The following is a 26,814-nucleotide window of genomic DNA, read 5'->3' as shown; positions in this document are numbered from 1 at the left end:
CGAGGAAATATTATGACTAAAATTACTAAAGCTGTATTTCCGGTAGCTGGATTGGGCAGCCGTTTCCTGCCCGCCACCAAGGCTAGTCCCAAAGAAATGATGCCGGTAGTCGACAAACCGTTAATTCAGTATGCGGTGGAAGAGGCGGTGGCAGCGGGTATTACGGACATGGTGTTCATCACGGGTCGCAATAAACGCGCTATTGAGGACCATTTCGATACGGCTTATGAGATTGAGGCTGAGCTTTTCGCACGCGGCAAGAGCGAGCTGTTGCGTGCAGTTCAGGAAGTGATTCCCAGGCATGTGAATTGCATCTACATCCGCCAATCTGAAACGCTTGGGCTCGGTCATGCAGTTCTGTGCGCGCAGCCGGTGGTACACAACGAACCGTTTGCGGTGATTTTGGCCGATGACTTGATCGCCGGGGATATATCAGTCATTAAACAGATGGCAGACGTATACCAACGCTATCAATGTTCCGTGCTCGGTGTGGAGGACGTGCCATCTTCACAGACGGGGCACTATGGCATAGTCAGTAGTAGCAATGTAGAACAAAATGTGGAACAGGTACATGCCATCGTTGAAAAGCCCAAGCCGTCAGATGCGCCTTCCACATTGGCGGTAGTGGGGCGCTATGTGTTGACGCCGCGTATTTTTCATCACCTGGCGCAGTTGCAGGCGGGTGCAGGCGGCGAAATTCAGCTGACCGATGGTATTTCAGCGCTGATTAAGGAAGAAAAAGTGCTGGCATACCGGTTTAACGGTGTTCGTTACGATTGCGGCTCCAAGCTGGGCTATCTCAAGGCAACGGTGGCATTCGGTCTTAAACATCCAGAACTGGGCGAAGAGTTTGCTTCTTATCTGGCAACGATCAAGTAATGCTCTCTAATCAGCAGGCGAGCGATATCCTGAATCAAGCCGAGTTGATTATTTCAGCTGAGGAAGTACAAGCGGCCGTAATGAGCGTTGCGCGGGAAATAAATACGGTATTGGCTGACGACCATCCACTATTACTATCCGTAATGGGCGGTGCAGTGGTGTTCACTGGGCAGTTGCTACCGCTGCTTACTTTTCCGCTTGATTTTGATTATGTGCATGTATCGCGCTATGGCAGTAACCAGCAGGGCGGCACCTTACATTGGAAAGTCGAACCGCGCGAAAATGTAACCGGCCGCGTGGTGTTGGTAGTGGATGACATTCTCGACGCGGGCGAAACGTTGGTCGTAGTTAAGCAACGTGTACTGGATTTGGGTGCAACTAAATTTTACAGTGCGGTATTTGCTGATAAACGGATTGGAAAGGTTAAGCCGATACGAGCCGATTTTGTCGGGGTAGAATTGCCTGACCGCTTTGTATTCGGCTTCGGCATGGATATACATGGCGCGTGGCGTAATCTACCTGCGGTTTACGCAATGAGGGAAAAATAGATCTGGTTATATTAAAGTAATACATGCCATTTATATTGCTATATATTGATTAAATGTAATAAATACTATTTTTACTGCTTGAATTATAGAATGCAGCTAATTCTGGAATTAGTGAGTCCTGGATTTTCCAAAAGGTAATAACAAATGTTAGCGATTATTGGTGGCACGGGACTGACGCAACTGACCAACCTGGAAATATCACATCGACAGGTGATGCGTACGCCCTATGGTGAGCCTTCCGGAGCGATTACCTTTGGCCGCTTGCGCCAGCATGAGGTCATGTTTATTGCTCGTCATGGCTACGGCCACACGATCCCGCCGCATGAGGTAAATTATCGTGCCAATCTCTGGGCATTAAAAGAACAGGGAGCGCAACGCATCATTTCTGTCGCGGCAGTTGGGGGTATCCGTGCTGACCTGTTGCCCGGTGTTATTGTGTTGCCAGATCAGATAATTGATTACACCTATGGGCGCGAGTTCACCTACTTTGATGGGCGTAATTGCTCGGTAACGCACATTGATTTTACCCAGCCTTATAGCCAGGAATTACGCCAACAAATTCTGGATGCTGGCAGATGTGCCGACATCCCTTGTCTGGATGGTGGAGTATATGCCGCTACACAGGGGCCGCGTTTGGATACGGCAGCGGAGATCAATCGCCTGGAGCGTGACGGTGCCGATATGGTGGGCATGACCGGTATGCCTGAAGCCGGCTTGGCCAAAGAGCTCGGTTTGAATTACGCCGCGATCGCGGTGGTAGTGAATCATGCTGCTGGTCGCGGTAGCAGTCGCACTGGTGTGCATTTGGAAACCATCAGTGCAGTGGCACAGCCTGCCATGGCACGCGTGCGCAACATCCTTGAATGCGTGGTGGATTCTGATGTCGATTAGGGAAGTATTGCGTATGGGCGATGCGCGCCTGTTGCGCTGCGCGGAAGAGGTAATTGATTTCGATACACCCGAGCTGCACGCCTTGCTGATCGACATGCGCGATACCATGCAGGCGTTGGACGGCGCGGGGCTGGCCGCACCACAGATAGGCGTGAATTTGCGTGTAGTGATTTTTGGTGTGCAGTTTAATCCGCGCTATCCCGATGCCGAAATAGTGCCAGAAACGGTATTGATCAATCCGGTTATTACTCCGCTAACAAAATCAGGTAATCCATTAAGCACGATGGATTCGCATGTGGGATCGATATTGAATCCGGATAAGGTGGAGGGATGGGAAGGCTGCTTGAGCGTGCCGGGATTGCGTGGACTGGTACCGCGTTTTCAATCCATCCATTACCAGGGACGGGATGAATATGGCGTATTAATAGACCGCGCGGTAAACGGTTTTCATGCTCGCGTGGTACAGCATGAGTGCGATCATCTGGACGGGATTCTGTATCCCATGCGTATCCGCGATTTCAGCCAATTTGGCTTTACTGATGTGTTATATCCAAACCAACATTTGGTGGACGAGTAAGAGGATCGGAAAGTGCGAAATTGATTATTAATCCGGCACGAATTGAACTTGACTGCCGTTCGTGCTGAGCTTGTCGAAGCATAAGAAGCCATTCACATTTCGACAAGCTCAATGCGAACGGCTTCTTGGATAAACTGTGCCGGATCAATAGTATGGGTTTTGAGCTATACGAGATTTATTGATACGGTCAGATCATATTAGAAGTCCCCGTTCGCCTACGGGTTCGAGACGAACGGAATCAATGTTTCACCGTACCGGATCAATAAGTACAATCCATCCGGGCTACGCTGGCTATCTCGGCGCACAAAGAACGATACCTTCAGAAGCCCAGCCTTTAGAAATCATTTCATCGATATCGGCGCTTAGCGTGGAATAGCGGTGGTTGGAATCCCATGGGTTCTTGCCGCCGCTTTTCGGGTAAGCGTTGTTGTAAGCGCGATAGACTGGCTGGGTTCCGGCCATGCACCGCATCTGCCCTTGCGCATCCGCAACAGGCGTGACGCTGTAGAAACCATTGCCCTCAAAATTCCACTGCTGCGTGCTGGTTGGCGTCGGGGTCACCTGCGCGGCCTTAAGCCCATCACACTCACTCGCGGAGGCCGTAAAGAAATGTGAATTCGGCCCAGGCGACATACTGCCGTAAAAGCGGCATACCGGCACAAAACCGCCCGAAGCGAAAGTCCGTCCGGTGCGCACAAATTTTCCGGCACCGCCGGCGTCAACCGTAGCCTGCTCGGCGGGATCAGACGCGTAGAAATAATGTCCGCTCGGTGCGTTTGGAAAATCCAGCGTATTGACGTACTCGACCACTGTTCCGTCGACTTTGGGCGGGGGCAGGGATACCGGGGAAAAAGACGGTGCGTAAAGTTGTATACTGAACGCCTCAGCGGCAACCAGGCCCACACCATAACCGAAATAATAGGTTGCCCATGGTGTGCCATCCAGCCGAATCTGGACGGGCACTACCTCGATCTGGTTGCCATTTAGCGTGGTCATCCTTTGCGGCTGGCCACGTGAGGCGGTGAAAAGAATTTGCGTGAGAGTACAGGGAGCAGTTACACAATAATGACTAATGTTTGTTCCCAAATTTGGATTGCCATGCTCATCATAACTTATCACGACGTTTAAAAGGACCGCTACAGATAGATGCGTCGTATTGGGTGGTACAACATATGGTGTCCAGGATATTGTTTGATTGATATTGCTGAAGTCTGAGATCGAACTAAAATCCCCTACGAGTGCTGCTGAAAAACTGTATTCGTCGAATGAAAACCCCGCGTCCGGTGATAGAGCGACGAGAGGTAAGTTAAGATCATTTCCGTAATAAAGGTTTAAATACAGAGCATTGTTAGAATCAGATGTTTTCACCAAGAAAGGGGTAAAAGCACCAGGTGCAGAAACTGTTCCAAGCGGCGCAACCAGATACTTATCAAACGAGGCTGCCGTTGCCACAGGCAAGGCGTTAAAAAACCATACCACAAGCCCAACCAGGGCCATGCTAGATTTAATGAGGGACATACCGCCTCCGAATATCAATTGGGGGAAAGTGAAGAAAAAACCGCACGACGCAATCAGCTAATACACATGAGCAACAAAATTCGTTGTCACTGTGCCAGTGAGCTGCCACCAATAGATAAACCAAGATTATCCATTAGAACAGCGCATCATTGAAAAATAAGGAAAATTTCTAATAGATACCGTTAGAAACCCCATCGATTTTATTGGATTCGTGCTTCCAATGGACAATCTAGGATAAAATCAAGTCATCTTTATTGGCTGCACCCAGCAGTCGAACTCTTCTTCCGTAACATAGCCTAGGACTAAGGCCGTCTGTTTTAGCGTGCCACCATCCCGGTGTGCTTGCTTGGCGATTTCGGCGGCTTTATCGTAGCCGATATGCGGAGTCAAGGCGGTTACCAGCATGAGCGACCCTTCCATAAGTTCTGCAATACGTTTGTGGTTGGCTTGGATGCCGGACACGCAGTGTTCCTCGAAACTTGCCATTCCGTCAGCAAGCAGGCGTATGCTTTGTTGGAAATTGTGAGCGATGAGCGGCTTGAAAACGTTGAGTTCAAAATTTCCCGAAGCCCCCCCTATATTGATCGCAACGTCATTGCCAAAGACTTGGCAACACAGCATGGTGAGTGCTTCGCACTGTGTGGGATTAACTTTGCCAGGCATGATCGAGCTACCCGGTTCGTTCTCAGGAATACTGATTTCTCCAAGACCAGAGCGTGGCCCAGAAGCCATCCAGCGAATGTCGTTGGCAATTTTCATGAGGGCAGCAGCGAGTGTTTTGAGCATGCCATGTGCAGCCACTAGAGCGTCATGTGCGGCCAGAGCCGCAAATTTGTTGGCAGCGCTTTTGAATGGCAAGCTGGTGCTCCGGGCCAACTCCGCAGCAACGCGCTCACCAAATTCGACGTGTGTGTTAAGCCCGGTACCCACTGCAGTGCCTCCCGCTGCAAGTTCACAAAGCGAGGGTAGGGTAGCTTTAATCATGGATTTGGCATAATCCATCTGTGCCACATAAGCAGAAAACTCCTGCCCAAGCGTTAGTGGAGTAGCATCCTGCAAATGCGTGCGCCCAATCTTGACGATGTCGTTAAAGTTGCGGGATTTCTCCTCCAATGTCGAGCGTAGTTTACTTAGGGCAGGAAGCAGGGCTTGAGTAATGCTAAGGCTGGCAGCCACGTGCATTGCAGTAGGAAAAATGTCATTAGATGATTGGCCGAGATTCACGTCATCATTGGGATGTACCAACCGGTCTTTGCCCCATTTTCCGCCGAGCAGTTCAGAAGCACGGTTAGCGAGCACCTCGTTCAGATTCATATTGGTCTGGGTACCCGAACCGGTCTGCCAAACAGAAAGTGGAAACTCTTGCGTATGCTGGCCCGCCAGTATTTCATCCGCCGCCTGCACAATAGCATCCGCCTTGGCAGCACCTAACAGATTTAAATCACGATTGACCCGCGCGCAAGCGCGCTTAACCATAGCGAGTGCAAGGATGATTTCCTTCGGCATGCGCTCGGAGGAAATGTGGAAATGTTCAAGCGAACGTTGTGTTTGCGCGCCCCAAAGCCGGTCTGCCGCAACTTCTATGGGGCCGAATGTATCGTGCTCTATTCTGGTTTGAGTCATGCAATATGCTTTTATTTAGTAACAATATAAGCCTGTTGAATGCCAAAGCCACCACCAGAAAAGTCTTTTTCTATATCATAAAAAATACGATTAATCGGGTTGAAGCCCGGGTATGCCGCTGGGTCTGTTACCAACTCTCTCAAAAATCTTGATCCCAGATAATAAATTGATGAAAACTCATTGACCGTAAATGTTAAACCCTTTTGAGTAAGAAATTCCTCTAATACAGCTTTTTTAAAAAAGCGATTTGAATCATGCTCGATCAATGGGGGCATATCCTTAAGTTGCCTCAATGCATTGAGCAATGTAAATGGCTCTAAAAAAGGCTCGGAAAAAATCACCTTACCGCCTGGTTTCACAACCCGTATACATTCATTGATAGCAATTTGTTGCTCTTCCCAAGTAGGCATAAGCGTAACCACTCGTGTGGCATAAGCCACATCAAACGTATTATCAGGAAATTGTAAGGAATTAATGTCACCTACTTCAAATTTTATAATATCACCTACCCACTGAGCTTTTTTCAGTAGATTGGCCTGTTTAATCATATTTTCAGCAAAATCAACACCTGTAATCGAACCAACATCTTTGCACCGTTCCAATTGTTGAAACGCGGAATATCCATTCGCACAACCTATATCAAGAACATGATCCCCACTTGAGATATGCTCCGCTATGGCATCGATTTCAAGTTCGATCATGAAGTTATCGCTCCAAGATGCTAGATGTGAACCTTTATGGGTTTTTGCCTGATTTTCCCAATAGTCTTTAGCAACATCCTTTTCAATCTTTTCCACGCTGTCTCCTTAATAGACTAAATACTCTAAATACTACTGCCTGCTTAATAATTTAATATTGCATTGTGCATAAAATTTATTTCGTTCAATACACACCAACGTGGTATACACCATCATTAGCTTTACTTATACAAAATGAGGGCAGTATTCTAAACAATTCAAAAAATAATTGCCAAACAATGCGCCAACTTACATATTGTTAAATTTGACAATGTCGCCGCTGGTGAATTTCATCCCAATCAACTTCCTATTTGGTGGATTACGCAAGAAGTAATGGTTCTATGGATTTTATTATGCAGATGGAGTGAGCACGGTTGGTACGGCCAGCGGCAACATATCAGGGTAGTCTTTGCTGTAGTGTAATCCCCGGCTTTCGTGCCGAGACAATGCACTTTGTACGATAAGATCGGCCGTTAACACCAAATTACGTAATTCCAGCAAATCAGCTGTAACATGAAAATTGGTGTAATACTCGTTGATTTCCTCATGCAATAATCGGATGCGGTGTTGTGCGCGTTGCAGTCTTTTGGTGGTACGCACAATTCCGACATAGTCCCACATAAATTGGCGTAATTCCGCCCAGTTGTGCGAGATAATAATTTCTTCATCAGCGTCAGTCACCCGGCTCTCATCCCATTGCGGCAGAGGAATGAACTGACTTTGCGACGTGGCCAGTATGTCGCGCGCGGCGGCTTCAGCAAATACCATACACTCCAACAGAGAATTGCTCGCCAGGCGGTTGGCTCCGTGCAGGCCGGTGTGAGCGGTTTCACCCACGGCATAGAGATTGGCGACATCGGTGCGTCCATGCAGATCAGTAACGATGCCACCGCAGGTATAGTGCGCTGCCGGTACGACTGGTATGGGCTGGTGCGCGATATCGATACCCAGCGACAGGCAGCGCGCGTAGATGGTAGGAAAATGCGCTTGCAGAAACTCTACCGATTTATGTGAGATATCAAGATATACGCAATCTAAACCACGTTTTTTCATTTCGAAATCGATGGCACGCGCGACGATGTCGCGCGGTGCGAGTTCAGCCCGCTCGTCATGAGCAGGCATGAATCGTGTGCCGTCAGGCAATTTCAGGATACCACCCTCGCCACGAACCGCCTCAGAGATGAGGAAAGACTTGGCGTGCGGATGATATAAGCAGGTCGGATGAAATTGAATGAATTCCATGTTAGCCACTCGGCAACCGGCACGCCAACCCATAGCAATGCCGTCACCAGTAGCGGTGTCTGGATTGGTGGTATAAAGATATACCTTGCCAGCGCCACCGGTGGCCAGAATTGTGTCATGAGCAGCGATGGTGCTGACTTCGTCGCTTAAGCTGTTGAGTGCGTAAGCGCCATAGCAATGATTGTGTGTGTGGCCAAGTTTATGGCCAGTAATCAGATCGATGGCAATGTAATGTTCCAACAGCGTGATATTGGGATGCGCCAGAACTTTGGTGGCAAGAGTTTCCTGTACGGCATGGCCAGTGGCATCGGCGGCGTGGATGATGCGTCGATGACTGTGGCCGCCTTCGCGTGTCAGGTGATAGCCGGTATCAGTATTGGCATCACGTGTGAACGGCACACCTTGCCTAATTAGCCAGTCGATTGCCGGCTTGGCGTGCTCGATAACATAGCGCGCTGTAGCTGGGTCACAGAGACCAGCACCAGCAATCAAAGTATCTTGTATATGCTCGGCCAGAGAATCTTCTTGCGACAACACAGCTGCGATTCCGCCCTGTGCCCAAACACTTGCACCTTCCAATAAAGATTTCTTGGTGATAATGGCAATTTTTCGCTTATCGGCTAGTTTCAATGCCAATGAAAGTCCAGCCAGTCCGCTGCCTATAATCAAAATATCAAATTGCAGCATACAAGTTTAGTATTTCATTTATCTTCGAACCAAGCTTACTATTGGCACAAATGATTTTAAGGAAATTATCTTATTTACCTAGACTAAAATAAACCTAAAATTCATGTTGTTAGAATTTTAACTATAACAAATCTTACTCTGCGGAAAAATAACCACTGCTATATACCTTAAGCACATTCCATGCGCTTCGAGTCCAGATGCTCGACAATCTTAACAATAAATCATGCCAACTAATGTTCGCGAGCCAGTCTTTCATCGAAGGCAGGGACAGGTAGGTTATGTCATATTTGATGGGCTTGAAGCGGCTCGTGGAATGATATTAAACTTATAGTTTAATAGGGCGTGATTGTACCACTTCACAATTTCAATTAAATTGATTTTTGGATTTGTTAATATTTCCGGCTGTTATTCCCGACCCTTGAGCAAAGGCTGACGGAAAGCCAGCCAATTACTAAGAGCGCAGATTGATATTCAGATACTTGCTGCTTTTTAATGTAAGCCCGACACGCTGCTAACGTACCAAAGAAGGTTACTTACAGTGCATCAATCCCATTATAAGTGAGATGACAAACAAGATAAGAAAGATAAAGAACAGGATCCCAGTCAGCCCGAATCAGGCGTGGACATCTGACATCACCTACATCCGCACCCATTACTAAGGACACCGAGTAAGAAGGGGTAATGACATTCTCTCGCTACGGCAGAGGAGTCGCTTTAAGGAGGCATCTCGGGTTATTTTCTATTCAATACTATCGATTACGATAAACGTATACCAAAGACCATGCACAGGCCGTTAATATCCACGAGATGGTTTTAGCCGTGATCGAATTGTTAATTAAATCCATTTGCAATATGACTGTGAGCGCGCTCATATTGATGGCTATAATCGAATTTAAAATAAAGTATGGCAAAAATTTCAACATGGCTATTCATCCTTTCTCATGGCTTACAGCAACCATTCTATTTAGATAACCTTTAGTGAAAAAGGTGGTTTTATATGCAGCGTGCTGCCCCCACAGGTACTTAATAAATTAACCAAACATTGGATTAAGTGGTTATTTTAGTGGTGGCAGTCATGCTTATTTCCTCATTCTCTGTGCTTGGACGACGATATACACCTTTCCAAACTTCTCCGATAATTCCTCCAAAATTGGCAGCTTCCACTACCAAAATGAGACAAGGTCCCCAGTAGGCGAGGGGGACTTGGAAAAATAGGTCTGTATCTGTAGAAGAATTGTCGAAATAGGTTAAATGGACAAAACTGATGCAGCGTACAAACAGGGGAGGTAAACAAGCCAACCATTTCCCGCCTAGACCAAAAATCCAGGACACCGCCAAACCCACGATGAAAGGCACCAAAAATATATCTAGCATCCAGGCAAAAGTAAAGGTGGAGATACCGGTAAATATTTCGATATTGACCCCCAGCGCTTTATCTCCCAAATAGTTTATTGCCATGCCAACCAACACAGCAATAAATCCTTTAACATATCGAGAATTCATTTTTCTTGCTCCTTTTCAGTCAAACTACACATTTATTTTTTAAATTTTTCAAGGTGCCATTTGTTCGAGAGATGTTTTTTACTCATCCCCATCTCTCAGCCCTTACATTACAGAACAATAATCTGACAATACAGGTACAGTTATTTTTATATTCTACCCACCTGTACCGGTTCATTAACCATGCCACTGTTAAGTTTAGATTCAAATAATCCTTTACCGCTGATTGACCAGATCGCCAATGCCGTCAAAAAAATGATAGATGACAGAGCGATTCGATCGGGCGCGCGCATGCCGTCGATTCGAAGTTTTGCCCAAAATCACGGGATAAGCCGCTTCACAGTTGTCCAGGCTTATGACAAGCTGGTGGCAATGGGGTATTTGCATTCGAGGCAAGGTTCTGGGTTTTATGTTTCATCGCGTCCGACACCACGAGACTCATCTGAAGCGGCGTACAAACTTGATAGCGTCATAGATGTCGTTTGGCTGTTAAGAAACTCTCTTAAGGATCGAGCCAGTAAGACGATGCCCGGAGCGTGGTGGCTTCCAGCTTCATGGATGGTAGAAACAGGCATCAAAAAAAGTTTGCGGGCATTGTCACTGAAAGATGGAGAGTTTCTTACTGCATATGGCACGCCAGGTGGTTATTTACCACTAAGGGATCTACTTCAACGAAGGTTATCCAATATCGGTGTGGTAGCGGACACTTCGCAGATCATCCTGACCACAGGCGTGACGCATGCGATGGATCTGGTAACGCGTTACTTCGTACGGCCGGGGGACGCTGTTTTAGTCGATGACCCGGGATATTTCATTCTTTTTGGTGGGCTGAAATCATTTGGCGCCAAAATCGTCGGGGTACCCTGGAACCATGATGGCCCTGATACCTGTGCGATGGAAGTATTGATCAAAGAGCATCATCCCAAGCTCTTTTTTACCAATACGATTTTGCACAACCCTACGGGAGCCAGCATCAGTCAGCCTGTCGCCCATCGCATGCTTCAGCTGGCCGAAAAATACGACATGATGTTGGTCGAGGATGACATCTATGGCGATTTCCATCCTGCGACAGCAACTCGTCTTGCTACGCTCGACCAGCTCAATCGGGTGATCTATGTAAGTAGCTTCTCGAAATCGGTTTCAGCAAGTCTGCGGGTGGGATATTTTGCATGTAACCGAGAAATCGCAGAGAGCCTGTGTGATGTTAAGTTACTGACAGGTCTTACTACTTCGGAAGTGAGCGAGCGACTGATGTATCAGCTCTTGACTGACGGCCATTATCGAAAGCATTTAGATAAGCTTCGCGCAAAATTGCAACTGGCGCGACAAAACACGATTACAAAACTCGAAAATCTTGGCTTTACACTTTATTGTGAGCCGGAAGGTGGAATGTTCGTTTGGGCAAAATTGAATGATCAAAATAACGCGGCTGAAATTGCAAGCCTCGCTGCAAAACAGGGAATCATGCTTGCTCCCGGAAACATGTTCCGGCCGCACCAAGAATCTTCACCTTGGTTCAGGTTTAATGCAGCGCATTGCGGCGACGATGCAACGTTCGAGTTTTTTAAAAATGGGGAGATATAGCATATAAATGTAGCTTTTGTAGTTACTCACAGCGCCAATTTGAAGTTCGCCAAATCTGCAGATGAGATTGGACGGCTGAAAAAATAACCTTGCGCGTCGCCACATTTGATATTGCGCAGGAAGTGGAGTTGCTCTGCGTTTTCTACACCCTCGGCCACTACATTTAAACCCAGTTTATGCGCGAGATCGATGGTCGAGGCACAGATTTCCGCAGCGTGGTGATCGGTCTCAATATCGCGCACGAAAGATTTATCAATTTTCAAGGTAGTGATTGGAAATAGCTTGAGATAACTCAGAGATGAATGGCCAGTACCGAAATCATCCAGTGACAGGGTGATGCCCATGCTTCTAAGCGTGTTGAGAATTTCGATGCTGCGTTGAGGGTTTTTCATGGCAGCAGACTCGGTGATCTCCAGTTCCAAGTGGGCCGCATCGAGTTCGGTCTCTTTGAGAACGTTTGCCACAAGTGCTGGCAATGTAAGTTGCTCGAATTGGCGGGCCGACAAATTAATTGCCACACGATTGATGTGCGTAAGCCCCGCAGCGTGCCATACCTGCATTTGACGACAAGCGGTACGCAATACCCATTCCCCCAAGGGCAGAATCAAACCCGAACTTTCCGCCATGGGGATGAATACGTCGGGGAAAAGCAGGCCGTGTTCCGGATGATTCCAGCGCACCAATGCTTCTACAGCAATCATGCGCCCAGAGGCTACATTAATCTGAGGTTGATAGAACAGCACTAATTCATCCCGAACCAGTGCCTGATGCAACTGATTCTCCAGCAGCAGCCGATTCATGGCATTCCGATTCAGGTCCGATGTGAACTGGCAGTAGCTATTGCAACCCTGAGCCTTGGCGTGATACATGGCAGCACCCGCATTTTTTAGAAGTGAGGCGACATCGCTGCCATCATCCGGGTAAAGGCTGATGCCGATACTGGAAGTAATGTGCAATTCCTGGCCCGCAAGATGATAGGGCTGTGCGAGCGCACTAAGTATTTTTTGTGCGCACAGCACGGCTGAAGCCGCTTTCACTCCGTTGATAACAACACTAAATTCGTCGCCGCCCAGACGCGCGACGATATCGTTGGTTCGAATGCTCGATTTCAAACGGACGGTTACGTCCAATAACATTTGATCTCCCGTTTCGGGGCCAATGGTATCGTTGATAGTATTAAAGCCGTCAAGATCAATCAGCAGGACGGCAAGGCTGCTTTTATTCATATGCGCACCTTCGATGGCATGTGTGATCTGTGCGTGCAGGGCAAAACGGTTGGGCAGCAATGTAAGTGAGTCAACGTTAGTAAGAACGTGGATTTTTGCCTTCTGCTCTTTATTCAGAAGGCGTAGTGAATGCATTGTTTCCAGCATATTGGCGGACAGCAGCGTTAGCAGAGGCAGCAGCAAAGAGCTTTCCTGTTTCAGCCAGTGGAGCAGGCTCAAATGGATTACATAAACAACAAGTGCCGCACCGATACTGATTGCCACACCGGCAAGTGCCGGCCTGCGGGGCTGCCATATCAACAGCAGCGCAGGGACAAGCGCGATGAACAGCAACACCGCTGTCCAGTACCAGCGGGGTGGAGTGAGTACGAGATTTTGCGCCAGGGATTGATGGGTAATGGCCAGTACATAGAGACCATTTATTTCACCCACCGGGGTGTGAACTCGGTCGGCAAAGATAGTGGTGCTGCCGATGAAAACGGTTTTACCGCGAATCATAGCTGGGGCTAATTCCTGGCCGGGCGACCCCAGCATTGCCATCGCGATACGTGAAAATGGCATGGACAGCACTGAGTTCGGATTGCTCGGGTAGAAGAGATGGACAGCACCCTCCTTGTCCGTAGGCCAGTTAAAGGGGCCGACTTGCATGCCACCACCCGGAACGGAACGCACCGGTGGGTGTGCTGCCCCAGAAAAATGCGCAGCGAGAGGCAAACTTGGAATAACCTGGCCGTTAATACGGTGTAATAACGGAAAGCGACGCAACATGCCATCTCGATCCGCCTGCACGGATACCACGCCGATACCTGCATAGCCAGGCACAGGTTGGGTAAATGACGCCAACGGTAATTGGATTGCTGACCAGGAGTAAGACGGCAATCCAGGCGGGACATCCCAAGTCAAACCGTGCAGATCGGTGAGCGCCTGTTCTTCGCCCTCAGTATCACTGCGCATGGTAGTGGCAAGTACCACATTCGGATTGCGTGCAATCGCTTCCCGCAGTTGCCCATCATTTTCCTGTTGATCAGCGAAAAGGATATCGAATACCACGGCACGTGCGCCCATCTCGCCCAGATAGTCAAGGAGCAGAGCAAAGATGTCACGCTTGTAAGGCCAAGACCCAAAATACGGTTGCATGGCGCGCAGGGAAGCATCGTCAATATCGATGACCAGTGCATCTTGAAAGAAATGCTGTTGCGCAGCCAGGCGCGTCTGTTTATCCAAAGACAACACATCCAGCTGCTGATAGAGCGGGGTAAAACTCAGCGCCCACGTTAGTACCAAGGCTGTCAGCGGAATCCACAAGGTATGGACAAATTTTGCAGCCAGGGTAGACATGGTAGGAGCCAAGTTTACAAAGCGAATGGCACGAGCAGTAAAAGTAGCCACCAGTAGTTGGTTTTGGTTGGTACTTCTATTTGCTGCACTGGCCCGAAAGGACCAGCAAAACCATCGGCATCGATGGTTTTGACGCGCAGATAGTAAATGCCGGGCTTGAGGTTGTCGATCTGGCTCTCGCTGACATTCACCACAGTGTCCATGATCGGTTAAGTAAAGTCAGGATTACGCGCCACTTGAACCTGAAACTTTTCACCTGCTTCTCTACTGTGCCAGTGGGACATTAGTCGCTTGTCATCGATCTGCGGCGGCTCTAATTGCGGGCTTTCGGGAATCTTGCGCTGAGTGAAGGATTGCACATCACTGAAAGGACCCTGATTTTGTTCCGTAGCGACAGAGGCAATCCGCCAGTAATATTGCCCCGGGGCGAGTAATACCGCATATTCGTTGTTCACCTGATCCGGTAAATCGACCAGTAGTTCGGAGAAATCCGGTTTCGCAGCCAATTGCACGTGGTAGGACTGAGCTGTGTTAGAAGCATTCCAGCGTAACGTTGCTTGAGAGCCATAGACTTTCTGACTATCTCGTGGCGCGGTGATAGAAGGAGGTTCCGGAGGTGCCTTATGCTGTGTAAAGGATTGCACATCGCTGAACGGACCCTGATTTTGTTCCGCAGCGACAGAGGCAATACGCCAGTAGTATTGCCCCGGTGCGAGTGGCACCGTATATTCGTTGTTCACCTGTTCCGGCAAATCGACCAGCAGTTCGGAGAAATCCGGTTTCGCAGCCAATTGCACGTGGTAGGAGTGAGCTGCGTTAGAAGTGTTCCAGCGCAACGTTGCCTGAGAGCCATAGACTTTCTGACCGTCCTGTGGCGCACTGATAACAGGGAACTCTGGGCGTGCCTTAAGCATGAATTCCCGGTCTGCATTTGCACCTTCCAGGCCGTTGCTATCGATTGACCTCACGCGCAGTACATAGCGACCATCCGGTAGGTCAGGCCAATTCGCGGCGTTGTCCTGAAATATACCATCCAGTAGTAGCCGCTCGAATGAGCGATCCGCAAACACCTGTGCATGGTAGCGTTCGGCACCCACTGCAGCGGGCCATTCAAAGCGCAGCGGAACACGTTGCAACAGGCTGGGTATCAAGCTCAAATCAGGTGCCAACGATAGCGCTTGTGGGGCACGAGGTGGTTCCCCTGGTGTGGCCAGTGTACCGAAACCGGCCAAAACGGTAACTGTCTCACCACGAGTGCCGCTGGCCTCTATGGCGCCATCGATCACTTCGCTGCGTGAGACTTGATCGATGGCGTTCACATGAGCGCGAAATTGGGTTCCTCGCACAACCAGATTGAGCGCACGTGACTTGATTTCATAACGTGCGGCTGGTTTTTGCTGTTCCGCTATGTGATTGTCCAGGCTACCTCGATTCAACTCGATAATCGTTTTGGCCATGCCAGTTTTTCCGAAGAGAATCATTTCCGCTAGGGTCACTTGCGTGTTCTGGATGAGCAGGAGGCGTGAGCCGTCCACAAAACGCATGGACACACTAGCGTCAGTGCTGGTTTCGATCATGTCACCCACCTCTAGTCGTGCGCTTGCGATAAGATTTTGAGGGCGGCCATTCTTCGCGGTATGCGTGACCTTGCCGTGGACATGAATGACATCAGCGATGACAGCTTCACGCTTCAGCAGGGCCACCGGTAAACGCAACTTGGTTCCGGGTATGAGCCGCCTAGGTTCAGTCACGTCATTAAGTTTTTGGAGCTTGCGCCAGTCGTTGGGATTGGCCAAATAGCCTGCCGCAACGCTGATCAAAGTATCGCCGGGATTTACCGCGTACAACCATTCTGGTTCAGCCGCAGCGGCAGGATTGACAAGCTGCAGACTTAAGACGAGTGCTATAACGTAGCGCAAAAGGCAAAGTAAATGCAACATGGCTGTCACCAAACGAGTGCTGTATTTTCCAATACAGAAAAGTTGAACAAAGAATGTTGAATCTGGGTAACTGGATTTTTTCCTGGTTCAATCGGCTTAATAAATATTTCCTCGATTTGCCTTGCCGATTTTATTTTTCAAGCAGGTTCTTCTTGCCTGGATGGATTTAAACAGCTTCATCTTAAATATTGTTAAGCTTCAAAAATCATTATCGTTCATTTTGCTGCTTGTAAATCCCGTGCTCAAAGCTGATGTCTGGCTTGAGGTAATCACTGGCGTTAATCAAGGATTTAAGTTTCTCATATTAAGGACGGGTGCAACAAAACCATGTAATTCATTGTCCAGCTCTAGTCGCCATGCCCGTCTGATGAGCACATAGTACAGAGGTGTTAACAAATTAAAATAAGCAAATTTCTTATTCTCATGGGGACGCAACCCTTTTCGTGAAATATGGCCACGATTCTCTTTCGTATATCCAATCGTGCTTAAAGGGGTAGCGTCCCCTTTCTTTTAGATATTCAGCCTTTAGGCCAGGGGTCAACTTACAATTCATGTAGAGCGTTAATGATTACAGCGGCAATCATGCCGCCACCATTTAGGAGATATGCATGTTGAAAGTAGTCTTTGGTATTACCGCAATAACCCTCGGATTTGCTGTTTCCAGCTATGCCGATACTCCAAGAATTGACAATCGTGAAGCTAAGCAGGAACAGCGCATTGATCAGGGCATTAGATCGGGTGCCTTAACCCCAAAAGAAGAGGCCAAATTAGATGCTGGACAAGCCAAGGTAGAAAGAATGGAAGAGAAAGCTAAAGCCGACGGCACCGTAACCAAGCATGAACGCAAGCGAATCAATAGGGAGCAGAATGAACAAAGCAAGAAAATCCACGATATGAAACACAACGGAGCTCACACGCATTAGCACATCATTCATACGCTAATCCGTCATTAGAGGGGATGCTGCGTCGAAAATCGGCGTAGCATCGATCGTTCTAAAGTGACCGCTTTAGAAATAAGTCAGTATTCATTGAGCATCAATAGTCGGTGTATCCTTTTTCTCCTGGTGTATAAAAGGTATTGGAGTCTGGTGATGCCAAGGGGCTGGCATTGCGTAGTTTTTCTACCAGATCGGGATTGGAGATGAATGGGCGGCCGAATGCGACGAGGTCACCACGCTGTAAATCGAGATCGACGTTCGCGCGAGTCAAATCATAGCCGCCTGACAAAATGTATTTCCCTTCGAACGCGGCACGTATTTTTTCCTTCAACACCGGGCTAACTTCCGGTGCGCCCATCGAGCTGTGATCAACGATGTGGATATACACCAAGCCGATGCCGTTTAATTCGGCGATCAAGCGTTCGTACAGAGCATCCATTTCAGCATCGGGGGTCATGCCGTTGAAAACACTGTAAGGTGAGATGCGCATACCGATGTGATCTGCACCGATAGCAACGGCAACAGCCTTGGCAACTTCTACGGCGAAGCGGATGCGATTTTCAATACTGCCACCCCAGCGGTCAGTGCGCTGATTGGAAGCTGTGTTGAGAAATTGGTCGATCAGGTAGCTATTTGCCGCATGTAACTCTACGCCATCGAATCCCGCTTCAATCGCCCGTTTGGCAGCAGTTGCATATTCGGCGATGGCGTGAGCAATATCAGCTTCGTTCATTTCAGTTGGAACAGGATGCGGTTGCAATCCATTGCTATCCGTCCACATTTCGCCTGGCGTGGCAATGGTGGAAGGCGCGAGCACCTTGGTGCCGGTTGGCATGTTCGCGGGATGACTAACCCGCCCAGTATGCATCAATTGCATGAATATCTTGCCACCTGCCTGATGTACGCCGTCCGTTACTCGCCGCCAGCCTTGTACTTGTGCATCGTTATATATACCGGGAATCCGCGCATAACCGAGTCCGTTCGGCGACGGCGATGTGCCTTCAGTGATGATGAGCCCGGCTCCTGCGCGCAGCCGGTAATATTTTTCCATTAATTCGTTCGGCACATTGCCGATAGCACGTGAACGCGTCAGAGGTGCCATGACGATGCGGTTTTTTAGTTGCAGTTGGCCTAGAGTAGTGGGGGTAAAAAGAGTCGTGGTCATGTTGTTTTCCTTATTAAATATTTTCTTAATTAAGATACGGACGAGTGACTTAACGTTAAGAAATTCGACCCTGTGTTTCCCCATCCAGACTCATACGACCGGCACCGAATAAAGTAAATGCCAGTAATCCGCCTGCCATCGCCAGATTTTTCATAAACATGATTTGTTGCATCGGATCTGCGCCAGAATGAAACAACACACTGGAAACGATGCAGAAAACCGACAGCGCGAATGCCGCTAAGCGGGTCTGAAAACCAAGCAACAGCGCCAGCCCACCCCCAATTTCCAGCCCGATCACCAAGGGTAGAAGCTCACCGGAGAGCCCAACAGATGCCATATAGGCTTGCGTTCCCGCATAACCCGCGCCCAGTTTGCTGAATCCTGCACCAATGAAGATTGCCGACGCTAGAAGTCTGGCGGCGAGCGCAAGCGATGCGTTGATCATAGGTATTGATACCAATTTCACGATATTGCCATTGATCTGCTTGAAAATATTGTTGGTCTTCATGTCATGCTCCTTGTTGGTTTGAAGTTATTTGGTTCAAACAAAACGCCCATTGCTAAAATCATTTTTTCGTTACGCCGTCTTTTTGCTCGGGAATTTCAGAATTAATCATGTTGACCTCTCAAGTGAAGTAATGTGGTTACATACTAGACGGCTTAAAAAGATAGATAAAGCCATGAGAATGGGATAAGTTATTCCATAAATGGAACAAAAGAATATTGCCGCTGACGATTACATCCTTTTCGCTGCCTTCATCGAAATCTATTCCGAGATACGGCTTGATCTGGATTTGTCTTCGCGGCGCGTTGATTTGAGCGGGGAATGCTTTGATCCATTCACATGCGGTGAACCTTGATGGCCTGACGGTGAAACTTGTGGCACGATGATGAAATCTTATGCTGAAAGCAGTCATACGCGACCGAATATGCCTGAACCTTGTGAATACATTGCTGTAGATAGTCGCCCGTACCGATGAAACTGCGCAAACTCTCAATCTGGTTTTCTGTGGGGGTGTTGCTGGTATTGGGCGCAAATATGCTATGCGTCGTGCTGATTAAGCAGGCGTACAGCAAAATGATGACCGTGCAAGAACATCGGCGGCTGTCTATTCAGTTGTCTAACGAACTGCAACAAGAAACCGAACAACTGGCCAGTCTGGTGCGCGCCTACACGACTACCGGCGAGTCGCGCTATCTGTTTTATTACTACGATATCCTTGCCGTACGTCAGGGTAAAAAATCCGCACCCGCCAAATTTAATCCCGTGACTTATTGGGATGATGTGATTGCAGAGCGGATGTTGCATGTTATACCTGAACAAGTTGAACGCCATGTATTAACAGACAGGATGCGCGCTTTGGGTTTCAACGCACAAGAACTTCAGACACTCACGCAGGTTTTCGCGGCCACCGAAGCCATGAAGCAAACCGAGCAGATCGCTTTTGCCGCTACGCAAGGGCTTTATGACCCAGATAAACGCGTATTTGTTTCCGAAGGAACTCCTCGTCTTGATTTTGCCAGCAAGCTGGTTTACAGCCAGGCTTATAACCGGCTGAAAGCCGATTTGGCACACGCGGTAGAGGGGCTAAATGAACAAGTCAGCAAGCGCACCCAAGGCGAGGTCGAGCAAGCAACCGCACGCTTGCAGCGGCTCATTATGGTTTTGCTGGCAAGCATGGCGGTCACCATCTGTCTGGTTGGGTTAGCCTTTAATACCGTGCGTCGCCAGGTATTAAAGCCGATCGAACGACTCAAGCTGTCTGCCGACCGATTGTCGGCAGGTGACTACACCAGCCGCACCAGACTGGATTCAGCATTGGATTCGACACGGGATTCAGAGGTAGATGAGCTGGCCGTGTTGAGCGAGACGTTCGACAGCATGGCGCAATCAATCGAAGCCGATATCAGCCGTCGCCAAACCGTACAGCTGGCATTGGAAAAAGCGCGTAATCAAGCCGAGAATGCGACCAAAATCAAATCCATGTTTTTGGCTACGATGAGCCATGAAATTCGTACGCCCATGAACGCTATTCTGGGTATGGCCTATTTGGCGCTCAAAACAGACCTGAATGCGCGTCAGCGTGATTATATTTCCAAGGTGCATAACGCCGCCAAGATGCTGATGGACATTATCAACAACGTCCTGGATTTTTCCAAGATTGAAGCGGGCAAGCTGGAGCTGGAACAAAATCGCTTCCTGGTTGAGGAGGTGGTTTCCAACGCTCTGGCCTTGTTGCAACAACGCGCTTACGAAAAAGAAGTGGAATTATTGTTTGAAGTGGACACCCCCCATTTGTTGGATGAAGGGGGCGCTTTGGTTGGGGATGCGTTGCGCCTGGGGCAAATCCTCATCAACCTGTTATCCAACGCCATCAAATTTACGCATAGCGGCCATGTCAAGTTGACGCTGGGTATCGATGCACAAGATGCCGAATCAATGACACTACGTTTTGCCGTGAGCGATACGGGTATCGGCATGACGGCGGAACAGATGGAACACTTGTTCCAAGAGTTTAGCCAGGCGGATGGCTCCACCACGCGAAAATACGGAGGGACGGGCCTGGGGCTGGTAATTGCCAAGCGTTTTGTCGAGCTGATGGGCGGGCGTATCTGGGTGGAAAGTAAACCCGATGCCGGTTCACACTTCATTTTTACCGCCCGTTTTTTGCGTGCGCAACCGGGCACGGCTACTCCAGCGAGCTTGTCTGGCGTACAGAACCTGCGCGTTTTGGTCGTAGATGATCAACCTGAAGCGCGCATGGTGCTGGTTAAAATGTTGCATCATCTTGGCGTGAGTCAGACACCGGGAGCCGGCATCGACAGCGCCGAAAACGGTCAGGTTGCGCTAGAAATGATTGCTCAGGCACAGCAACAAAATCGCCCCTATCATCTGCTGATGTTGGACTGGGTCATGCCCAACATGGATGGCGAACAAGTCTTGCGTAGCCTGCACGCACAATCGCCAGATAACCAGCCTTTGCCGGTCATCGTCTCCGCCTACGATACGGATGTCATGCACGATACCGTCTCCAGGTTGAATGCTCATCTATTCCTGTCCAAACCGGTATTGCCTGAGGCGCTACGGCATTTACTCAAGGGTCTGTCAGAGCATGCGCCCCTATCGCCATCGTATGAACTAAGCGCACAGTCAGAAGCTGTCACGCTACCGGGCCAATGGCCAGACTGTTTGCCACAACTGAGAATATTGCTGAGAGAATGCAATGTTGAAGCGGCAGATTTATGGCAAGCTCACAAGCCTGCATTTGCAAACCTGCTGCCAGTGCAGACCGTACATCGTATCTCGGTGGCGCTGGATAATTTTGATTTTGATATTGCCTTGGCCTTGTTACCGGAAGTTGAAACTTTAAGACCTTGAACCTTTATAACATAGCGGAGTACAACCCCATGTTTGCCAAAACCGAACGCGCGACGATCTTGCTGGTGGATGATGTGCCCGCCAACCTGAGCCTGTTGAGCAGCATTTTGCGCGAAGATTACCGTGTCCAGTTGGCGACCAGCGGCGCTAAAGCCCTGGAGTTGGTTGCGGCCAGCTTGCCGGATTTGATTTTGCTGGATGTGATGATGCCGGAGATGGATGGTTATGAAGTTTGTAGACGCCTCAAGGCCAATCCAGATACCTGTGATATTCCCGTGTTGTTCGTCACCGCCCGCAACCAAACCGAAGATGAAGAACTTGGACTGACGCTGGGCGCAATGGACTACATTCATAAGCCGATTAGCCCGCCCATTATCAAAGCACGGGTACGCAACCACATTGCGCTCAAACTGCAAACCGATGCGTTAAAACGCCTTTCGTTCATAGATGGACTAACCCAGGTCGCCAATCGACGTCGTTTCGACGACACGCTGGACAACGAGCTGCAGCGTGCGGTACGGCAGCAACATGCACTGTCCTTGCTGATGTTGGATGTGGATTATTTCAAACTGTTTAACGACCACTATGGTCACGGCTTGGGCGATCAATGTTTGGCACAAGTCGCCCAAGCCATGCAAGCCGAGATAAACCGTCCGATGGATTTGATAGCGCGCTACGGCGGCGAAGAATTTGTCGTTTTGCTACCAGAAACCGATCTGGAAGATGCGCGTAAAGTGGCCGAATCCTTGCGCGAAACTGTTGCCGCCATGCAGATTTCCCACGCCCACTCACTGGCCGCAGAACATATCACAATCAGTATTGGGGTCGCTTGCAACTCCCAGAGCGAAACAAATTCAGCGGCAGAGTTGCTCAAACTGGCCGATCAGGCGCTGTACCTGGCCAAGCAGTCTGGACGCAATCAGGTAAAATCCTGGCATAACAAAAACCCCATTCCGAGGAACGTCTAAGCATGCGTACAGTCTGGCAAAAATCACCTTGGTTCATCGTACTGATCTTGGTGCTGATAGTTTGGAAATACCCACCGTTACTGCCGTGGATACTCTTGGTGACGGTTATTCTCATGTGCTGGCTTAGTCCAAAGCGTGGCCTGATTGGTCCGCTGACCCTGCCCGCAGACGATGCATTTTTACCCACCGAACAGGTGCAGTGGTGGTACTGGACGGGCCATCTGGAAACGGAAGACGGCCAGCATTTTGGTTTTGAAGTGGTGTTTTTTACCTTCGATGCTTTCCTGTTCATGCGCGATCAGCTGGTACAAGTGGCCATCACCGATGTGAACGGCAATCGCTTTGAATTCAAGGAATTTGTCGAATTCAAACTCCCCAACAAAACTCCCAATGGCTTCAAGCTCAGTGCCGGTGCGAACAATTCTGTCACGGCGGTGGGCGGCAATGGCACAGATCATTTGCACAGCGCAGTCGGTGACTACGTGCTGGATATTGACCTGCAATCAACCAAATCGCCCGCACTGCACTACGGCGGCGATGCACACCCCTATGTTTTTGGCGGCTACACTTACTACTATTCGCGCACTCATATGGCGACGACTGGCACCTTGAGCATTAAAGGCAAGTCTTACAAAGTCACCGGAACCAGCTGGTTTGACCGCCAATACGGCGAGCTGTTCCAAGCGATTGATAAAGGCTGGCAATGGTTTGCCATCGAACTGGCAGATAACCGCCAAATTATGCTATTCGATTTTAACGGCGAAGAAGCCACAGTAGAAAAGTCCGGCTCGATCACCGACGCACAGGGACGCACCACAACTCTCGCCGCGCATCAATTCGACGTGACCATACTGGGTCATTGGACCAGCCCTACCACTGGCTGCACCTATCCCGCCGGCTGGACGGTGACAATCGGCAGCGAAATTTTCACCGTGCAGCCTGCCGTGCCAGATCAGGAGCTGCGCGGCAACCACAGCTTCTGGGTCGGCCCGGTATATTGGGAAGGGGCGTGCAACATTAGCGGCGCAGTAAGCGGCCAAGCCTATGTCGAGTTAAATGGCTATTGCAAATGTCCAAAACCTGAGCATTGAGCAAACCTGCCAAGTACAAGTCAAAAGGAAAAGCCAAACGGTTATAATTTGCCGCGTTTTAAATAGTACCGTTGAATTCTAAAATCCTGCAACCGCCTTGATCAGCCTCATAACAATGTAATGGCCATGCAAAAACGGCTTAAAAATAGTGCGTGCACGCTTGTCTGCCTCCTGCTCGGCATGGTTAGCCTATCTACGCAAGCCGTCGATTTTTCCTTGTCGGGTTATGGCACGATGGGCTATGCCATTTCCGACAAAGATTACACCTACCAGCGTTATATCAATAACAAAGGCAGTTTCGAACGTGACACCCTATTCGGCGCACAATTAAATGCCCAATTCAATCCCGCATGGAGCGCGACGCTACAAGTCAAAGTAGCACCGCCCGCACTACTAAGTGACAATCAAAACTGGCAACCAACCCTTACTTGGGCATTTTTATCCTACCGTCCAGCTGACGATTGGTTGTTTCGCGTAGGGAAATTACGTATCCCCTTTTATCTGAATTCCGAGAATGCCAATGTAGGCACGACTTATGCGGCCGCTCGCTTGCCGGTTGAGGTTTATGCCTCCGCATCGACGGTAGACTTTATTGGGGCATCGTTCGCCAAAACCTGGCAGCTCAACGAGAACGAATTTATTCTTGATGGCTATTGGGGGAATGCCGCGAAGGAATCATGGCGTTTTTATGCGCGTGATCCCGGTAATATCCTCACTAAAAGCGGTGCGGCGGGTGAATTCTTTGCACCCTTGGCGACCGAGTCAAAAGGACTGCGACTGAGCTTGAATCGCGACGGAAACACCTTTTTGGCGGGTATGCATTTCGCCGATACCACGGCCCGCAACGGCACCACACTGGGGCCATCCACGTACGTGCCCGCGCCGGCTGGCGGTTGCGCACCCATTGGCATTCCGCCGGCATTCATTGGCAACTATTACTGCCCTGCTGCGGACGGCCCATCCAGGATAAAAACCGTTACCACCAATTTTGGTGCCAGCATTGATTTGGGGCACGGATTTCGCACAATCGGCGAGTATGTCAGACGCAAAAATGAAGGCTCGACTCTTTCTCCCGACAGCAAAGGCTTTTACCTGAGCCTGCAGAAAGAAATCGGTCACTGGACACCCTACCTGACCTACGCCAAGCTAACCACGAAAAACCGCGACCTGTATCAGGCGGTAAATGGCACCCAGACGATTATCCCGGCGGTTAACGCTTTGGAGCGCAACCTGGCCGATACGATGGTGGTGTATGACCAAAATACATGGGCGCTCGGCACCGCCTACTCGCTTGGTATCAACAGCAAAATCAAGGCCGAATGGTCTGTCGTGCAAACCGGTATCGCGTCCAGTTTTATTGATGCGCCGCCGGGTGGAAAATCCGACGATCAACGCATTAATGTGTTTTCTCTCTCTTACAACTTTACGTTCTAAGGGAGACAGCCATGATGAAACTCAAACTCAAGCTGCTCTCCGCGCTCCTGGCACTTGTGATAGGCGAGGCGCATGCAGAGAACGTGGTTGTCATCGGCCATGCGGGTCTAAGTAAGTTGAACGCAAATACCGTACAAAGAATATTTACTGGCAAGATCATCGAAATCGATGGTATGCATGTCACGGCCGTGAATCACAAGGCAGGCGCATTGCGTGATCGTTTCTTGCAGCACTACCTGAATCAGAAAGATGACAAATACACGGCTTATTGGACGGTGCGCCGCTTTATCGGCAAAGGTATTCCACCAAAAGAACTATCGAGCGCCGCCGAAGTCATTAACTTTGTCCAAACCACACCCGGCGCCATTGGTTATATCGATGAAAACGAATTGAAGCCGGACTTGAATGTGGTAAGCCGATAAAATCAAGAAGCCTTCTTGTTTTTACGCCCGTTTCAACCGGCGTTGTCTAGTTTTAACAGGCGTGGATTCGCTTGTCCCTATAACAAAGATACTTTAACCGGACAGTTTGTGCGATGTTTGGTGTCGGTATAAGTCAAAAATGCTCTACAGGATATCCGTTTCTTCTTCATATATGGACGCTCCCTCATGACATTAGATTGACGCCATACTTTAAAACCATACAATCCCCATAGGTTCCGTTCTCCGGTGGCTCAGTCCAACGAGGTTTGTCCACTGCCAATCAAGTCGTGGGTTTGACAAGTTGGAGGATGGCGGCAGATAAACGCTATTCGTTGAAGGTCTCCACGTTGAACTCTATGCTGAAGGTAGCTGAGTGAAAAAAAGCTTTGGGAGCATTCACTACTGCGCCCACTTCCTCGACAGAGTGTTGTCGAAGTCGACGCGTTCATCGAGTGATGGAGTTGCTGCTTTCCATATTGCATCGCATCTTCTGAAGGAACTTGACGCTCTCCAAGAGAAGAACCCGCTGGTGACGCTGTCCTTTGCAACAGACTCTCTTCGCGTGTATTTCCGTGGGAAACTGCAGTTTCATATTCAACCGAGAAAGTGCAGAACAATTATCTGGATACCGGGTGCTTACAGTAGAGAACTCTTTCGGGAGATTCAAAGACGACCACAGTTGTTTGCCGTTGAAGGCGAGCACATCTCGTGGGTGTTAAGCTCAGGTGGCGTCGAATGGCTTATGGAGTACCTACATTCCAATTGGCAGCCCTCTAGCGCCGGAACCATCAAGATTCCTGTTGCTCACGTTAGGCACATTTCTGGCGAGGTCAGACAGACCGTTCTCACAGAGTTTCTTGCGTCCGGTTGTTGGTGCCCAGGAGTGGCCGGAATTACCAAGCGGCACAAGGTAAGTGAAGCCATGCGTATTGAATTCGACCACATCTTGCCTCATTCGGTCGGCGGTTCAAATGGCTACTGGAATGTTCAAGTCCTGTGCTCCGAGTGCAACCAGTTAAAGAGAGCAACAGCGGCATGAATCCGCGTACTCCAACCCATCATTCCACAGTACCTGCGTGAAAAGCCGCGCAGGCCGGTGAATTCAAACATTCGGCATTACCGCTAAC

Annotated in this window: 23 protein-coding genes; 13 read left to right on the top strand and 10 right to left on the bottom strand. The window is 49.2% G+C overall.

Annotated features, from left to right (window positions below; translation table 11 throughout):
- The first annotated feature begins 12 nt into the window (after positions 1-12).
- The 4 genes from galU (at position 13) to W01_RS03080 (ending at position 2,895) form a co-directional block, all read left to right on the top strand.
- Positions 13-879, top strand: coding sequence for a UTP--glucose-1-phosphate uridylyltransferase GalU (gene galU / locus W01_RS03095; RefSeq protein ID WP_173052151.1), 867 nt, complete (start codon positions 13-15; stop codon positions 877-879).
- Positions 879-1,427, top strand: a complete 549-nt coding sequence (locus tag W01_RS03090) for a hypoxanthine-guanine phosphoribosyltransferase (protein ID WP_173052150.1) — start codon at positions 879-881, stop codon at positions 1,425-1,427. Before galU ends, W01_RS03090 begins: the two co-directional genes overlap by 1 nt.
- Before the next feature lie 144 nt (positions 1,428-1,571).
- A complete protein-coding gene (locus W01_RS03085) occupies positions 1,572-2,318 on the top strand; it encodes an S-methyl-5'-thioinosine phosphorylase (protein ID WP_173052149.1) in 747 nt (248 codons plus the stop codon).
- Positions 2,308-2,895 carry a peptide deformylase gene (locus W01_RS03080; RefSeq protein WP_173052148.1) on the top strand — a complete coding sequence of 196 codons (588 nt, stop codon included), beginning with the start codon at positions 2,308-2,310 and terminating at the stop codon, positions 2,893-2,895. The genes W01_RS03085 and W01_RS03080 overlap by 11 nt, the downstream gene beginning before the upstream one ends.
- Before the next feature lie 291 nt (positions 2,896-3,186).
- Here the strand turns inward: W01_RS03080 and W01_RS03075 are convergent, their stop codons facing one another.
- The 5 genes from W01_RS03075 to W01_RS03055 all read right to left on the bottom strand — a co-directional run bounded on the left by W01_RS03075 (position 3,187) and on the right by W01_RS03055 (position 10,205).
- Entirely contained in the window at positions 3,187-4,413 is a 1,227-nt protein-coding gene (locus W01_RS03075) for a hypothetical protein (RefSeq protein WP_173052147.1), read from the bottom strand.
- Positions 4,414-4,653: 240 nt separating this feature from the next.
- Positions 4,654-6,036 (bottom strand): class II fumarate hydratase, encoded by a 1,383-nt coding sequence (fumC, locus tag W01_RS03070; RefSeq protein ID WP_173052146.1) that lies wholly within the window; start codon positions 6,034-6,036, stop codon positions 4,654-4,656.
- 11 nt (positions 6,037-6,047) lie between these two features.
- The gene (locus tag W01_RS03065) at positions 6,048-6,833 is read right to left on the bottom strand and encodes a class I SAM-dependent methyltransferase (RefSeq protein ID WP_173052145.1); all 786 of its coding nucleotides are present in this window, start codon (positions 6,831-6,833) and stop codon (positions 6,048-6,050) included.
- Between the two features lie 291 nt (positions 6,834-7,124).
- On the bottom strand, positions 7,125-8,702 hold the full coding sequence (nadB, locus tag W01_RS03060) for an L-aspartate oxidase (RefSeq protein WP_173052144.1): 1,578 nt from the start codon (positions 8,700-8,702) through the stop codon (positions 7,125-7,127).
- Positions 8,703-9,749: 1,047 nt separating this feature from the next.
- Positions 9,750-10,205, bottom strand: coding sequence for a hypothetical protein (locus tag W01_RS03055; RefSeq protein ID WP_173052143.1), 456 nt, complete (start codon positions 10,203-10,205; stop codon positions 9,750-9,752).
- A gap of 180 nt (positions 10,206-10,385) precedes the next feature.
- Between W01_RS03055 and W01_RS03050 the strand changes: the two genes are divergently transcribed.
- Complete coding sequence (locus W01_RS03050; protein ID WP_173052142.1) at positions 10,386-11,786, top strand: aminotransferase-like domain-containing protein; 1,401 nt, start codon at positions 10,386-10,388, stop codon at positions 11,784-11,786.
- A gap of 26 nt (positions 11,787-11,812) precedes the next feature.
- Here the strand turns inward: W01_RS03050 and W01_RS03045 are convergent, their stop codons facing one another.
- Genes W01_RS03045 through W01_RS03035 form a run of 3 tightly spaced genes read right to left on the bottom strand, consistent with a single transcriptional unit; the run spans position 11,813 to position 16,290 of the window.
- Complete coding sequence (locus tag W01_RS03045; protein WP_173052141.1) at positions 11,813-14,350, bottom strand: putative bifunctional diguanylate cyclase/phosphodiesterase; 2,538 nt, start codon at positions 14,348-14,350, stop codon at positions 11,813-11,815.
- Between the two features lie 14 nt (positions 14,351-14,364).
- Positions 14,365-14,541, bottom strand: a complete 177-nt coding sequence (locus W01_RS03040) for a hypothetical protein (RefSeq protein ID WP_173052140.1) — start codon at positions 14,539-14,541, stop codon at positions 14,365-14,367.
- Positions 14,542-14,559: 18 nt separating this feature from the next.
- The gene (locus W01_RS03035; protein ID WP_173052139.1) at positions 14,560-16,290 is read right to left on the bottom strand and encodes a FecR domain-containing protein; all 1,731 of its coding nucleotides are present in this window, start codon (positions 16,288-16,290) and stop codon (positions 14,560-14,562) included.
- Between the two features lie 608 nt (positions 16,291-16,898).
- On the opposite strand from W01_RS03035, the gene W01_RS03030 reads away from it, so the two are divergent.
- Positions 16,899-17,213, top strand: a complete 315-nt coding sequence (locus W01_RS03030) for a hypothetical protein (RefSeq protein ID WP_173052138.1) — start codon at positions 16,899-16,901, stop codon at positions 17,211-17,213.
- A 112-nt stretch (positions 17,214-17,325) separates the two neighbouring features.
- Here W01_RS03030 and W01_RS03025 read toward each other — a convergent pair whose 3' ends face one another.
- Together W01_RS03025 and W01_RS03020 are read right to left on the bottom strand one after the other, a co-directional pair.
- A complete protein-coding gene (locus tag W01_RS03025) occupies positions 17,326-18,393 on the bottom strand; it encodes an alkene reductase (RefSeq protein ID WP_173052137.1) in 1,068 nt (355 codons plus the stop codon).
- Between the two features lie 55 nt (positions 18,394-18,448).
- Entirely contained in the window at positions 18,449-18,901 is a 453-nt protein-coding gene (locus tag W01_RS03020) for a DoxX family protein (protein WP_173052136.1), read from the bottom strand.
- Positions 18,902-19,100: 199 nt separating this feature from the next.
- Between W01_RS03020 and W01_RS03015 the strand changes: the two genes are divergently transcribed.
- The 7 genes from W01_RS03015 (at position 19,101) to W01_RS13850 (ending at position 26,726) form a co-directional block, all read left to right on the top strand.
- Complete coding sequence (locus W01_RS03015; RefSeq protein ID WP_173052135.1) at positions 19,101-19,253, top strand: hypothetical protein; 153 nt, start codon at positions 19,101-19,103, stop codon at positions 19,251-19,253.
- A gap of 116 nt (positions 19,254-19,369) precedes the next feature.
- Positions 19,370-21,772 (top strand): ATP-binding protein, encoded by a 2,403-nt coding sequence (locus tag W01_RS03010; RefSeq protein WP_173052134.1) that lies wholly within the window; start codon positions 19,370-19,372, stop codon positions 21,770-21,772.
- Positions 21,773-21,801: 29 nt separating this feature from the next.
- Entirely contained in the window at positions 21,802-22,740 is a 939-nt protein-coding gene (locus W01_RS03005; RefSeq protein ID WP_173052133.1) for a diguanylate cyclase, read from the top strand.
- Positions 22,741-22,742: 2 nt separating this feature from the next.
- Positions 22,743-23,831 carry a lipocalin family protein gene (locus tag W01_RS03000; RefSeq protein WP_173052132.1) on the top strand — a complete coding sequence of 363 codons (1,089 nt, stop codon included), beginning with the start codon at positions 22,743-22,745 and terminating at the stop codon, positions 23,829-23,831.
- 126 nt (positions 23,832-23,957) lie between these two features.
- Positions 23,958-25,265 (top strand): hypothetical protein, encoded by a 1,308-nt coding sequence (locus W01_RS02995; protein ID WP_173052131.1) that lies wholly within the window; start codon positions 23,958-23,960, stop codon positions 25,263-25,265.
- Positions 25,266-25,276: 11 nt separating this feature from the next.
- Positions 25,277-25,687 carry a hypothetical protein gene (locus W01_RS02990; RefSeq protein WP_198421332.1) on the top strand — a complete coding sequence of 137 codons (411 nt, stop codon included), beginning with the start codon at positions 25,277-25,279 and terminating at the stop codon, positions 25,685-25,687.
- Between the two features lie 373 nt (positions 25,688-26,060).
- Positions 26,061-26,726, top strand: a complete 666-nt coding sequence (locus W01_RS13850) for an HNH endonuclease (RefSeq protein WP_198421331.1) — start codon at positions 26,061-26,063, stop codon at positions 26,724-26,726.
- Positions 26,727-26,814: the final 88 nt, after the last annotated feature.

The organism is Candidatus Nitrotoga sp. AM1P (genome assembly GCF_013168275.1).
Taxonomy (GTDB): domain Bacteria; phylum Pseudomonadota; class Gammaproteobacteria; order Burkholderiales; family Gallionellaceae; genus Nitrotoga.
Note: the sequence above shows the minus strand (reverse complement) of the source record. Positions and strands in the feature narration are given on the sequence as shown.

Coding starts and splice junctions, on each gene's coding strand:
- W01_RS03010 (WP_173052134.1), top strand. CDS start 19,370: ATGAAACTGCGCAAACTCTCAATCTGGTTTTCTGTGGGGGTGTTGCTG.
- W01_RS03045 (WP_173052141.1), bottom strand. CDS start 14,350: ATGTCTACCCTGGCTGCAAAATTTGTCCATACCTTGTGGATTCCGCTG.
- galU (WP_173052151.1), top strand. CDS start 13: ATGACTAAAATTACTAAAGCTGTATTTCCGGTAGCTGGATTGGGCAGC.
- nadB (WP_173052144.1), bottom strand. CDS start 8,702: ATGCTGCAATTTGATATTTTGATTATAGGCAGCGGACTGGCTGGACTT.
- W01_RS03020 (WP_173052136.1), bottom strand. CDS start 18,901: ATGAAGACCAACAATATTTTCAAGCAGATCAATGGCAATATCGTGAAA.
- W01_RS03035 (WP_173052139.1), bottom strand. CDS start 16,290: ATGTTGCATTTACTTTGCCTTTTGCGCTACGTTATAGCACTCGTCTTA.
- W01_RS03055 (WP_173052143.1), bottom strand. CDS start 10,205: ATGAATTCTCGATATGTTAAAGGATTTATTGCTGTGTTGGTTGGCATG.
- W01_RS02995 (WP_173052131.1), top strand. CDS start 23,958: ATGCAAAAACGGCTTAAAAATAGTGCGTGCACGCTTGTCTGCCTCCTG.
- W01_RS03050 (WP_173052142.1), top strand. CDS start 10,386: ATGCCACTGTTAAGTTTAGATTCAAATAATCCTTTACCGCTGATTGAC.
- W01_RS03015 (WP_173052135.1), top strand. CDS start 19,101: ATGGAACAAAAGAATATTGCCGCTGACGATTACATCCTTTTCGCTGCC.
- W01_RS03090 (WP_173052150.1), top strand. CDS start 879: ATGCTCTCTAATCAGCAGGCGAGCGATATCCTGAATCAAGCCGAGTTG.
- W01_RS03030 (WP_173052138.1), top strand. CDS start 16,899: ATGTTGAAAGTAGTCTTTGGTATTACCGCAATAACCCTCGGATTTGCT.
- fumC (WP_173052146.1), bottom strand. CDS start 6,036: ATGACTCAAACCAGAATAGAGCACGATACATTCGGCCCCATAGAAGTT.
- W01_RS03085 (WP_173052149.1), top strand. CDS start 1,572: ATGTTAGCGATTATTGGTGGCACGGGACTGACGCAACTGACCAACCTG.
- W01_RS03025 (WP_173052137.1), bottom strand. CDS start 18,393: ATGACCACGACTCTTTTTACCCCCACTACTCTAGGCCAACTGCAACTA.
- W01_RS03000 (WP_173052132.1), top strand. CDS start 22,743: ATGCGTACAGTCTGGCAAAAATCACCTTGGTTCATCGTACTGATCTTG.
- W01_RS03005 (WP_173052133.1), top strand. CDS start 21,802: ATGTTTGCCAAAACCGAACGCGCGACGATCTTGCTGGTGGATGATGTG.
- W01_RS02990 (WP_198421332.1), top strand. CDS start 25,277: ATGATGAAACTCAAACTCAAGCTGCTCTCCGCGCTCCTGGCACTTGTG.
- W01_RS03080 (WP_173052148.1), top strand. CDS start 2,308: ATGTCGATTAGGGAAGTATTGCGTATGGGCGATGCGCGCCTGTTGCGC.
- W01_RS03075 (WP_173052147.1), bottom strand. CDS start 4,413: ATGTCCCTCATTAAATCTAGCATGGCCCTGGTTGGGCTTGTGGTATGG.